The organism is Sulfurisphaera ohwakuensis, from assembly GCF_009729055.1.
GTDB classification, from domain to species: domain Archaea; phylum Thermoproteota; class Thermoprotei_A; order Sulfolobales; family Sulfolobaceae; genus Sulfurisphaera; species Sulfurisphaera ohwakuensis.
Map to the genome: position 1 here is coordinate 2,676,141 of NZ_CP045484.1, position 12,027 is coordinate 2,688,167.

9 protein-coding genes, 1 pseudogene and 1 CRISPR repeat array are annotated in these 12,027 nt (G+C 34.3%); of the genes and pseudogenes, 7 read left to right on the forward strand and 3 right to left on the reverse strand.

All coding sequences use genetic code 11. The annotated features are described in order from the left end of the window. Position 1 precedes the first annotated feature (1 nt). Complete coding sequence (locus tag D1869_RS14495) at positions 2–940, forward strand: hypothetical protein (protein ID WP_156015757.1); 939 nt, start codon at positions 2–4, stop codon at positions 938–940. Continuing rightward, positions 937–1,632: an RAMP superfamily CRISPR-associated protein gene (locus D1869_RS14500; RefSeq protein ID WP_156015758.1), complete on the forward strand. Its 696-nt coding sequence runs from the start codon at positions 937–939 to the stop codon at positions 1,630–1,632. The genes D1869_RS14495 and D1869_RS14500 overlap by 4 nt, the downstream gene beginning before the upstream one ends. Positions 1,633–1,997: 365 nt before the next feature. Here D1869_RS14500 and D1869_RS14505 read toward each other — a convergent pair whose 3' ends face one another. Next, positions 1,998–2,906, reverse strand: a complete 909-nt coding sequence (locus tag D1869_RS14505; RefSeq protein WP_156015759.1) for a hypothetical protein — start codon at positions 2,904–2,906, stop codon at positions 1,998–2,000. 187 nt (positions 2,907–3,093) lie between these two features. Between D1869_RS14505 and D1869_RS14510 the strand changes: the two are divergent. The 4 genes and pseudogenes from D1869_RS14510 to D1869_RS14525 all read left to right on the forward strand — a co-directional run bounded on the left by D1869_RS14510 (position 3,094) and on the right by D1869_RS14525 (position 5,996). Then, positions 3,094–3,602 (forward strand): annotated as a pseudogene (locus D1869_RS14510) (PaREP1 family protein). Positions 3,603–3,738: 136 nt separating this feature from the next. Then, positions 3,739–3,972: an AbrB/MazE/SpoVT family DNA-binding domain-containing protein gene (locus D1869_RS14515; protein WP_156015760.1), complete on the forward strand. Its 234-nt coding sequence runs from the start codon at positions 3,739–3,741 to the stop codon at positions 3,970–3,972. Then, the gene (locus D1869_RS14520) at positions 3,957–4,388 is read left to right on the forward strand and encodes a PIN domain-containing protein (RefSeq protein WP_156015761.1); all 432 of its coding nucleotides are present in this window, start codon (positions 3,957–3,959) and stop codon (positions 4,386–4,388) included. Before D1869_RS14515 ends, D1869_RS14520 begins: the two co-directional genes overlap by 16 nt. Positions 4,389–4,613: 225 nt before the next feature. Further along, entirely contained in the window at positions 4,614–5,996 is a 1,383-nt protein-coding gene (locus tag D1869_RS14525) for a TM1812 family CRISPR-associated protein (protein ID WP_156015998.1), read from the forward strand. Between the two features lie 301 nt (positions 5,997–6,297). Here the strand turns inward: D1869_RS14525 and D1869_RS14530 are convergent, their stop codons facing one another. Beyond that, positions 6,298–6,702 (reverse strand): DUF3093 domain-containing protein, encoded by a 405-nt coding sequence (locus D1869_RS14530; RefSeq protein WP_231113652.1) that lies wholly within the window; start codon positions 6,700–6,702, stop codon positions 6,298–6,300. 347 nt (positions 6,703–7,049) lie between these two features. Between D1869_RS14530 and crn1 the strand changes: the two genes are divergently transcribed. Next, entirely contained in the window at positions 7,050–7,583 is a 534-nt protein-coding gene (gene crn1 / locus D1869_RS14535) for a CRISPR-associated ring nuclease Crn1 (protein WP_156015763.1), read from the forward strand. A gap of 533 nt (positions 7,584–8,116) precedes the next feature. On the opposite strand, the gene cas4 is transcribed toward crn1, so the two are convergent. Further along, the gene (gene cas4 / locus D1869_RS14540; RefSeq protein WP_156015764.1) at positions 8,117–8,668 is read right to left on the reverse strand and encodes a CRISPR-associated protein Cas4; all 552 of its coding nucleotides are present in this window, start codon (positions 8,666–8,668) and stop codon (positions 8,117–8,119) included. A gap of 526 nt (positions 8,669–9,194) precedes the next feature. Then, a CRISPR array of direct repeats spans positions 9,195–11,805; the repeat unit is 25 nt; unit sequence GATGAATCCTCAAAGGAATTGAAAG. Positions 11,806–12,027: the final 222 nt, after the last annotated feature.

The window sequence follows — 12,027 nt, forward strand, 5'->3', positions numbered from 1 at the left end:
GGTGAAATTCACATTACTCAGATTGACAGTAAACGGTTATATAACCACAAGAACTAGGAAAATAGGGAATTATTATTTCTCAGTAACAGATTATATACCGGCAACACAACTAAGAGGTGCAATATTGGCTGAATACTATTACCAGAAAGGTAAAATAGATGACTCCTTCTTCTCCTCTCCAGCATTCCCTATCGACTCAGCACCAGCCCATTATTTCAGTCCAGCAGAAAGTAGGAAAAGCAGCGATTTCGTAGAAGAAAAAGGGATACTGAGAAGAAAGAGTGAAGAACTTGAAAAACAAGCGTTAAAAGAAGTGTTAAAGCTTGAGGGAGAGAAGAAACCCCAAATAGGAGTAATAATTAAGAAAAAGGAAAGTGATAAACATGAAACAAAATACATACGTTTTAGTGCAGAAGCATTTGTTTCGATGCATGTTGCAATAGAAAAAACATTAGCCTCATCCTACCACAGAATGCTATATGCTTATGAATACAAGAAGTTTGATACTCTGTGGGCAATAGCCAAACCCAGTGAAGTAATAGATATAATTAAAGGTAGTAAAATAAGATTGGGTAGGGGAAAGAACAGGACAAATGCATTGGTTACAGTGGATGTTGTAACTGAAGTTGATTTACCAGAACCTCAGGGGCTTTCATATTGCCTTTCACAATGTATACCCACACTCTTTAACAAACAGCTATTCACAGTAGGTAAGGTAGATGGAAAAAGTGTAATAATCGGTAATACATCAACTTACGCTGGTTGGTTTACTAACGATAAGATTTCTGGGCAAAAACCCTCTTTTGTGACTCTAAATGAAGGAACCTTAGTTTACATTAAGGATAAGGGCAATTACGATGAACTGTTACCCGCTGGTTTAAATTTCATATTCGGGATTGATGATTTAGATTCTCTACTTCAGAAGGTGAGTGTTAAATGAAGAAAGTATATCTATTTAAACTCAAGTTTAATACTCCTTACGGGCTTAGAGTAGGTGGACCCAAGGAAGATATAAGCACTCTCACCCCGCTAAAAATAGGTCAGTATTACGTAATACCATCAAGCAGCTGGAAGGGCATATTCAGAAGGGCTACTGAGGTCTTAATTGCTAATCCTAACCACTTTAGGGGTCATAAAGGTGAAGATGTTACAGATGATGGAAGCTTAGACGAATTGTTAGAAGCTAAGGGGTTAGAAAACAAAAATGATGAGAATGTGAGAAAGGAAAGGAAGAGATTTATTGCAATGTGGAACTGCCCAGTAGAAAGGCTTTATGGGAGCGAATATTTTGCATCCGCTGTGACATTTTCCGATACTTTAATCGACGCTGAGATAAATCAGAGGACTCATGTAGTAATTGACAGGAAGACAAGGAAAAGTGAGGAAAAACACTTATATAGCGAGCAAATTGTAAACGTTAATAGTGTTAGGGTCAAGGTTATAGTAAGGGATAGAATCGATGATTGGATTAAAACGCTAAAATTCCTCAGCGAATTTGGTACTTTTGTAGGCGGAGGAAAATCTAGAGGGATAGGTTATGCAATATTAGATTGGAAAGAGAGTGAATACGCAGAAGTTGATGGACTAACTAGAAAAATCATGTTTAAACCATTATATGAATTAAAGCTATAGTTTTTTGATTAGATATAAACAAAAATGTACAGAAAAAATACATAATCAAATATTGATAAGATAGTATTACCTTTAACTTCTTTTGTACTATGTATGAAATTTCTTAAAAATAACATCAATTTTTAGTAAATGATTCTCAATTCCTTTAGGGATGCTAAAAAACAAAGTGTAATGTCATCTTACTCCTATTATTCTATCAATTCCTTTAGGAATACATGTGATTTTTTAATAGGTTATCCTTACTCTTCTTGTTATTTCCATCTATAAGTTTTTTAGATGCTTTTCTGAATCCTTCAATTTTCTCTGTTGTAGTTTTTATAATATATGCAGAATAACGTGTTTTTAACTTAAAATGGTCCAAACTTTTACCTTAACACCGCAGAGACGCTTAATCCTGGAATATACCATTCGTCAATCGATAGTGGCCTTATTGATATGGTATTCCCGTTCCTACTACACTTAAATAGCCTTAAATTTAACGGTTTATCGTGTAGCATACCTTTGTAAAAGTCCCAGTTATGAGTGATTATTAATGTGTAAAAGTACTCTGATTTATTACTGAAATTCCTGATTATCCTACCCATGGTATAGGCAAAACTAGGATATGCAAACGCATCTGGCTCATCTAACAAAAGTAGTACCTTAACTCTCTTTTTACTTAGGGCGTAAGAATAAAGAGCAGCTGTAACTATAAATGAAGGATAGAAAGATGGAGGTAGGTTATTAACACTATTGCCCTCATTACCAAAGGCATCTTTCCACTCTATGCCTCTACTGATTACAGATATTTTAAGCGGGTATATGTATTTTACTTCTTCCTCATGTTCAACCTCTTTCAGTTCTTCAGATATTTGTGTAAGGACGTTATTTAGTTCGTTCGCAGCCTGAACTAAATCGTCGTCTCTAGTCAATGACCTTATTTCCGCAAGTCTTAAAATTCCTTTAACGTCCTCTCGTACATAAGTGAGAGAGGAATGCTTACTAGACGTCTCTTCCTCTTCAAAAAGGCTTTTGTACTTGTCATAGAGAAAATATATTACGGCATAAGGATCTACGTAAATTGCATAATTGAATTCTTCATCTATAGAACATTCTCCCACGCTGTTAAAGTCTACAGTAAGAATGTATTTCTCAGCTTTAGTAATAGAGGAGAATATACATCTTAGGAGTAAAGACTTTCCGGCTAAGTTAGGTCCTATAAACATAGTAGTTTTTCCTAGATCTAAAGACTCCTCAATCTTTAGTGGATCTGCAATATTGACTTGTACTTTCATACTATAGTCCTATGAGCATAAACTTATTAATTTTGCCTTACAGCCTCTTAGGTCCTTAAGTTTTCTTATATCAGTGCTTATAACAGCTTAATTTAAAAAGTAAGTACGAGCAATTTTAATTGAGAAAATAGGATTATGTTCTAAGAACGTCCAAACCGCTTATAAACCTAGTCCCTACAATATATTTATGGAAGGCTATTTAGATTATAAGAAGAATCCTAAGGAATATGTTTATACAAAGGTATATGAAAGCTTAATTGAAGCTAGATTGGCTTTAGAGATGCTTAAAAGGGGTCTCCTAAAAAATGCGTTCGCAAGCTTTTCTTTCTGTTAAATCTGCGGTAAGCGCTCTGGTAGAGTATCTAAACTTAGTGAGATTTTAAAAGGAAAGGATGAAAAAGAGGTTTCATAGTATGAAAACTTTAGTTATTCTGCACCAACTACCGGTCTTATAGGTATTGCAAAAGAATTTAAGAAGCGAGGTATTGATATCGAAAATGTCGTTAGTACTGCCCTCTCACTACACAAGTTTTCTTATAATGACTTCGACCCTAACTTCGTGGATTATAGAAATGAGGATGAGGTAAAAGATGACATTAGAGAAGTTATAGAATGGGTTTCCATATAGATAAATACTTTAAAGATATATGGGATGAAAGACTTGAGAAGGAAAGAGAAAAAATAAGAAAGACTTAGATACTGATTTACAATTAACCCTTACTACCAAAGCTTTCTAACGTAAATTTTTGCCGTGAAGTTAAGATTGCCAGACCATTAAACCTTACCATGATTATATGGTTAAACTTTTAAGTTTAACCAATGAGTTAAACTCATGGAAACAATTACAAAATTAAATAAGAAAGGTATAATAGTAATTCCTAAGGGAATAAGGGATGAAATCGGTTTAAAAGAGGGTGATGCAGTTAAAATAACGGTTGAAGGAAATAAGATTGTTATAGAAAAAATCGATCTATGGGATAGGGTATGGAATTGTTGTAAAGGGTCTGCTGAAGAGGCAGAAAAGGGACTGGATGAGGAGGAAGAGGAATTTTGGAAGAGAAAATAATTATTGATACTTATGCGTTACTCGCAATGGCTTTTGGAGAACTTACGGAAAGAGGGAAGGAAATTATGCTCAAAGTTAGAGATAGAAAAATAGAGGGTATAATTACGTCTACAGTTGCTTATGAGTTTACAGTGCATTGGTTTCGAGGAAGAATTCCAGCATTAAAATCTCTTGATGAGGTAAAGAGTTTTCTTAATTCGTACTTCAAGATTGTTGAACTTTCAGTAGATGATTTCTTAGAAAGTGCAAGGATTAAGAGTGAAGGTGATAAAATTGTTTCATCAGAAGGGAGAAAACTAAGTATAGTGGATTCTACATTAATACAGACCGCTAAAAAGCTGGGGTTAAAGATTTTGAGCGGTGATAAGGACTTAACTTTAGTTGCAACAAATATGGGAATAGAAGTTATCTGGTAGTTCACCTAAGCGAATTCTAACTTAAGCTATTCCTCTTTGTCTATAATCGTCTAAATGATAAAATCACAAAGGATAGCTGAATCTTCCACTGTTGTAAACTTTGCTTTGTCTGAGGCTATAGCAAATAGTGCATTTCAAGAGACCTTAAATCACATTAATTTCGCGTATTATACTTGGTATTTGATAGAAATATATATAAGACAACATTCCTCATATCATTTCATTATGAAGTGCTTAGTTTATATAGCGGGGGACGTAACTTCATATACAACTACTAATTATGAATTTGAAGGTAAGGAGTTTAACACATTTTTCTCAGCCCATGCATTAGCTAAACTCTTAGACCCACAAAAAATAGTAGCACTATTGCCAGATAGCCTAGTAGTTCATGGCAATTCTACAGCCAAAGATCTCCCTATTTTAATAAAGGGATATAAGAATATGATATTAAATAGGAGTAACCAGCTGTTCAAAGACGAGAATATGAAAAAAGACGTAGAGGATTTCGTCAACAAAATCGACGTTAGAGTTATACCGAATGTAGGTAGTGGGCAGGCTTATTATGTTGACAAAGAAGGTAAATTATTAAGTGAAGGGCAGAAATATAAGAGAAACCCATATTCTACGGAAAGATCTCCTGTTTTCATATTTAACGTAATTTATTCAATATTTAACGAGCTGAGCAAATCTTGCGATGAGATAATAGTTGACCTAACTCACGGTACTAACGTATTAGTATCAGTTACAATGGCTGTAGGATCCCTTTTCAACTGCAGGTTTGTAGCGGCACCAATAATGGGGGCTCCAGGAAATAAGGTATCAGTGGTTGAGTTAACAGAAGTTGTTAAGGCTATGAAGGACTCCTTAGCTATAACTTATTCCATAGAGAAAGTAGATGAGAGATACTTCAGAGATTACAGCGAAACTCTTAGGAAATTAAACCCCAGTGAATTTAAGGAAATGAAGGAACTAATAGGAAAGATCAAATCTGATGACCCAAATAAGGTAATTAGCTTTCTGAAGAATTTAAGGAACGGTTTTGCTTTAGAAGGCGTAAAAAGTATGAAAGAACTAAAAGATTATATAAACGAGTTAGAAAATGACGTAAATTCGCTTTCTATGGCATATGGCGAATGGTATAACCACGCTTACTTCGAGAACGAGAACAGGATAGTACTCTCTCACTTCTATTCTACTATTAAAGTTAAGGACTTAATTTATAGCGGAAATGACTTGGAAGTCCTCGAAAAAATTTTAGACTTATATATTAAAGTAGGTTATTATGATAAGGCAATATCGTTAGCTAGAGAACTTCCAGTAGCCTTTTGTCTTAACTCCAGAGGAGGCGGTATATTTAGTGATGATGATAAAAATTATAAGGAATGTGATGAGATTGTCCGTGAATACCTTGAGAAGAGTAGTATGCTTCAGTTTAGAAATATATTAATGCACGGGAGTCTCTCTAAGGACTTAAAGGCAGAAGTGAAGGAGGGTAGAATAGAGTTAGGAAATAAGATTAAATTATCAGCAATAGAGAACTACATATTGAAAAACTTGGAAAAAGATTATCAGAACACTAAGAATGAGGTAACAAAAACAAATACTTAAATGGCAAGCACTTAAAGGGTTGTATAGTCTTTTTCATAGTAAATGCAAAGGGTAAATTTATAGATACAAAGCATATCTTGTCGCCTCGATTGTTTAGCTTAATCTTAAGGTAAATAGTCCTTTACAATTATGATGAAAAAGACTATATACACAGTGAACCAGAAGAACAATATGAGGATAGATGTGATGAGCTTATGCTATGACTGAGAATTCATACTCCTTAAGCCGGGTTTTTCCGTTATCTGGAGTACTTCTAAACTCTACAATTGAGGATTGTGGTTAATATTCCAACAATTACACTTCATACAATGTTCTCCTTATATCTTTGAAATATATATAAGACTTCTTTCCAGTTCTTAACCTCCTCGATGAGCGTTTCTCCTCCTTCGTAAACTACAATTAAGTCGGCTGTAGGACCATTAATCTTCAATACTCTTATCTCCCTTACTTGATCTAGGGGTATCTTCCGCTTACCTATCTCAACTCGTTCTGGTGTTATTTTAATGTTTAAATAAGAGTATGATTTTAGAACTAAAGTAATTAAAACAATGCCTAAGACTAGTGCTATTGTACCAAATAGGAGTAAGTTATTCGTGAACAGCCCAAAATTAATTACAACATACATGATCCATAAGATAACTTGTTCATATATGAGTAACTTATCCCCTTTCTTAGTGCGTATCCTTAACATTAGTGGTGCTTTCATAAGATAAAATTTTAAAAACGCAAATAAAAGTATAACTACTCTATATATGCTCTTCTTCTTAATTCTAGCCTTACTAATTAACTTTAGCGGTTATTCTACTTTAACGTAACTTAAAAATTTCCATTAAAGAGAGTACCTATTTTAGAATTAAAGTCACGTCTGCTAGTAGAAAGAAATCTTCAGCCAGTAAGAAGAATTCCCTATACATTTTAAGGATTTTTCTGATGAGTGCTAATCAATTCTTCAACCTTCTTTTAATCTACGATTTTTACGTCAAATCGTAAACAGCGAAAAACTAAACACATTACAAAAATGAAAAATATAACCTTTCTCGAGAAAATATTGCTATGGTAAAGCTTGTTTCAACACTTGGCACCTCTCCGGGAGGTGTGGCTGAAACTCTCCAAAACCTGTCTACGGGGAAATACATAGCCCCTTTTGAACCTAAAGAGATAAAGTTTGATGAATTTATAGTTCTCAGAACTAAGGGTACGGAAGAGGCTTATTATGCTTTAAGGGCAATTCTCCTTTGCTGTATAGGATTTGAAAAGATTAAGGAAGTAGTATTTCCGTTTAACGATATAGAAAACCCCAAAGATTTCATCACAGTTAGAGAAACAGTGAGAGAAATACTAAAGCCAGGAGATTTCATGGACTTTACCGGGGGAAGGAAGGCAATAAGTGCTGCAGCAGTCCTCTCTGCTAGGGACGTAGGTGCCCATTTGGTTTCGACAATTATAGACCAAAAAGAGTACGGTGAGATGATTGTTAAGTTCAATAAGCTGAAGGACAAACTGGAAAGCGTTTACTCTAAAGGGGATTGTAGGAGTTATTTCTGCGACTTGATGTCATCAACTGCTAGGACAATAGTATTTTTCTAGATGTAAAAAATCATTTTATAATTTCTGAGATTATAAAGGACAAAATCCCTTCCCAAATTAGATAGTCACCATCATCACCTATCCTGTATATAAAAATTGCGTATAGTTTGAAGGTTAGTTTTCTCATGTATTTTCTATGAATGTAAGCTTAGAAAAGACTGGTACGTAGAGCTTCTTCTTGAAAAAAGAAAAGACGAAAATTATAAACCACTTAGTGAGTATTTCTACGAAGACTTACACTTTATAAAGGTCTCATCACAGAGGCTGTCGTACTTTAAGCTATGAACAAATAAGATCATGCGGTGTGAATTACTTAGAATTATTACCAGAACTAACTACTTTTAAAACCAGCTATTATCCTAATAAAACTTCACTACAGTTTAAAAGACTAACAAAGCAGATTTAACGCTTACTAATAGTTAAACATAATCCTCTTTAACTAGTTTGTAAAAACTTAACGTCTATTTAGCTATTGCTATCAATAAGATTTTCATGATTCAACATAAACTACTATCATCTTTTTCCGTAAAACGCTAAAGGGTATAGTAAAGTTTCCCCACTTTTCTCGGCTTACAGTACGAGAAAAAACCGCAGTTCTCACACTTCTCCCTTTTCTGAACTACTTTTATTTCGCCGTTCATGGCTTCCCTTATCCAGCCTATTAGCTTTTCAACGAACTTTTTCTCCGCCTCGCCGTATTGAAGCCTTATAAGCTTTTTCCCGTAAACGTAATAGAGCATTGCTTCTTTAACAGTGATTCCCAGCCTGTCCATTATATAGGAATAGAAAAGGATCTGATATTTGTGGTCTAACCGCGGTACTCTCCCGGCTTTAACATCTAAAGGAGTATAATAGTTATAAGCATGAAGGACAAAATCCGGAGAACCTACTAGATCTTTCCACCTATAAACGGGCTTTCTTATTATCTCCTTATACTTTGTAAAGAGAAAACTCACCTCTTTCTCCTTATCTATTTGTTGGCCCTCTAACATCGCCTCACTTATTCTTTCGGAAAAGCCTAATGCCTCTAACCTCACTATATGGGGACAATATGCGTAGTGCTTCACTGTTATCCCGGTAATCATAAGATATCTATCAACAAGAGGAATTATATTCTTTCAGAACTAATTGTGTGATTAGGTACCGTAAATGTTATTGAGCTTTAAAATCGTGTATTTTTGTATAGTGTTTAGTTTCTCGCTGTTTATGATTTGACGTAAAAACCGTGGGTTAAAAGTGTTTTTATAAGTATTTCTATCACGTGTAATTGAGTAATTTTTGTTATATTCTATCATTTCTTTAAAAATGTTTAACGTGATGATACTATTCCAGGGAAGGAAGAGTTCAAATTAACTATGTGAAATCTCCTATTTTTACAAGAGATTTAAAAACGTAAATTTATTAAAACCGGTGCGACCAATACGATAATAGTACCGTATCACTAACATTTATAAATTAACTCTTTAATTCAATTCAGCATTTGAACAATGCGACCAAAAAAGGGAAAAGAAATTACTAGGAAAAACGGTCGCAAGAAGGAAAAACCTTGAAAACAAAAACTTATAAAGGAGAAAAACGAAAAATGAAGTAAAGTAGTATAAAAACAAAACAGATGAATCCTCAAAGGAATTGAAAGTATTTGAATGAGAAAGAGATAACGAAAGTTTTGAATTTGATGAATCCTCAAAGGAATTGAAAGTATTGAGACAGAAGGAAGCGGGAGTTAAGACCCTCAAAGAGATGATGAATCCTCAAAGGAATTGAAAGTTATGGCAGATGATAACTCGTCAATTGCCTCTTCTGCACTGATGAATCCTCAAAGGAATTGAAAGGCTTTACGACGAGGGGGGTCGCCCCTAGTACATCTGCAAGATGAATCCTCAAAGGAATTGAAAGAGATCTTACCCACATCCGCCTCATGTCTAAAAGTAATATTTGATGAATCCTCAAAGGAATTGAAAGTGATATGACTTTCAAAGCGACCTTCTTCCCTACCTCATTTTCGATGAATCCTCAAAGGAATTGAAAGACACAGAAAAGTAAACCGTTAGTCCCTGCACAAATAGAGAGATGAATCCTCAAAGGAATTGAAAGGTATTCCCAAAGCTTATGAATTCATATTTCACATTTATGATGAATCCTCAAAGGAATTGAAAGTTCCATATTTCAATGATAGAAAAAATATCAATGTCAATATAGATGAATCCTCAAAGGAATTGAAAGTTCCATATTTCAATGATAGAAAAAATATCAATGTCAATATAGATGAATCCTCAAAGGAATTGAAAGCACGAGCATTAATCCATGTTTTATTTAGAGCATTAAAACAGATGAATCCTCAAAGGAATTGAAAGATAGAGGACTTAAGGAGTGGTTATGGAAGAATAATTTTATGATGAATCCTCAAAGGAATTGAAAGGGTATAAGAATAACAAAGAGCACTATACACCGCATATTCTTCGATGAATCCTCAAAGGAATTGAAAGGTATGTCGTTATGAACTACGTTATTGGATTCATCGTTAGGATGAATCCTCAAAGGAATTGAAAGAAGAACAATTTTAGCATATAATCCATTATTGATTATTGATGAATCCTCAAAGGAATTGAAAGAATCCATCTAATTCAATTCAACCTGTTTTTTCTTCAAACGATGAATCCTCAAAGGAATTGAAAGCCATAGAGAATGTTATAATAGTTGATGATTACACGATGAATCCTCAAAGGAATTGAAAGATGATTCCCCTTTGAATGACGTCAGGAAACGTCGTAAAGGATGAATCCTCAAAGGAATTGAAAGTTTTTCTGAGTCTTTATAGCAATACACTCGTTTAGATGAATCCTCAAAGGAATTGAAAGTTAATTCCACAACCACCAATTTCACAACCACAACACCAGCCAGGATGAATCCTCAAAGGAATTGAAAGAATAATTTGATTACTTTATCGTAGAACTCCTTTTCCTTTGATGAATCCTCAAAGGAATTGAAAGAAAAATATCTCAATAATATTGTCAGATGGCACTTCAAGATGAATCCTCAAAGGAATTGAAAGATAATCGCATAATCCGCAATATAATAACCCATCACCAAGATGAATCCTCAAAGGAATTGAAAGCTCCTTGAGGCACTGTGATATTCTCGGCTCTCGCAAATCGATGAATCCTCAAAGGAATTGAAAGCTTTCTTTTCCTTCTTCTGTTCAAGAAGCTTTATTAGGAATGATGAATCCTCAAAGGAATTGAAAGAGCTGAACTTCATCTGGAGATATTTCCAGGTCACTGTTTGATGAATCCTCAAAGGAATTGAAAGAGGTTTCTTTGTTGATACCACTTATATAATTCGTATGATGAATCCTCAAAGGAATTGAAAGTTAAATATCGTTATGTTGATTTCTTCACCTAACGTCTTGATGAATCCTCAAAGGAATTGAAAGATACGACAACTGTCACCGCCATAACGTTTGACTCTCTTAGGATGAATCCTCAAAGGAATTGAAAGTTAAGGGCCGTTTTCAACACGTCTATATCACGTTTAGTGATGAATCCTCAAAGGAATTGAAAGAGCCAGACTAAAAAATTGAATACATCACATGCATTAGATGAATCCTCAAAGGAATTGAAAGTGTATTGAAGTTCCGTAACATAGTTAACAACCTTTCCGTTGATGAATCCTCAAAGGAATTGAAAGGGTTAATAATAAACAACAATCGAAATATATTAGCATTAGCCGATGAATCCTCAAAGGAATTGAAAGTAATAAAAAATTAGCTTTGACTTGAAACTTGTACTGTTTGATGAATCCTCAAAGGAATTGAAAGTCCCCGCCTTTGGCGGGGTCGATTTTTTATTCTTGCCTCGATGAATCCTCAAAGGAATTGAAAGTTTAAAGCGTTAATAAAGTCGTTACCGATTTCGTTTAATGATGAATCCTCAAAGGAATTGAAAGGACGTCTTCTTCTTCTAACGTTTCTTCTTCTACGTTTAAGATGAATCCTCAAAGGAATTGAAAGGTACTTCCAATAGGTTCAAACGTTATGATTTCTTTGTTGTTCTGATGAATCCTCAAAGGAATTGAAAGTTAATAAAATCTTTTATTTTCTCTTCATCTATTATAAAGATTGATGAATCCTCAAAGGAATTGAAAGATTTTACTAAAGTTGCAACTTCTAGTTCCTTCTCGTGCTTCATACTTTTTAATGATGAATCCAAAAAGGAATTGAAAGACAATTAACAGAAGGAACAGAACCATTGGGATAATTTCTAAAGGTTGAAACTCGAAAAGGCAAGATAAAAGGCTTTAGATTATGAAGAGTTAAACCAAATTAGTGATATGAAATTAGAATCCCCACACACCTAGAGATCAGTAAACTGAGAAGTGAGCTTCTATATCTTCCTTCATATTCACTAAATATCGGGATAAATTTTAGAGATTATTCTATAGACTA